This is a genomic window from Streptomyces sp. NPDC058092 (assembly GCF_042884935.1).
GTDB lineage: Bacteria > Actinomycetota > Actinomycetes > Streptomycetales > Streptomycetaceae > Streptomyces.
Genome location: NZ_JBHVSY010000081.1, coordinates 777 through 1,007, shown reverse-complemented (window position 1 = coordinate 1,007; position 231 = coordinate 777). Strand labels below are relative to the sequence as shown.

General features: G+C 71.9%; 1 pseudogene. It reads left to right on the top strand.

The window, feature by feature from the left end:
- Positions 1 to 231 (top strand): annotated as a pseudogene (locus ACFVV1_RS40860) (hypothetical protein); the annotation flags it as partial.

Genomic DNA, 231 nt, shown 5'->3' with positions numbered 1-231 from the left:
CCACCGGGACGCCCACCCCGGTCATCATCCCGACGCGGCCCACGGTCACGGTCCCGATCGTCCCGACGGAACCCACCACCGGAACCACCACCACGACTGTCATCGCGACGGAACCCACCGGGGCGGTCATCCCGCCGATCGTCCCGACGGAACCCACCACCGGAACCACCACCACGACTGTCATCGCGACGCGGCCCACGCGGCTGGTCGTCCCGCCGCTCGAACCCACCG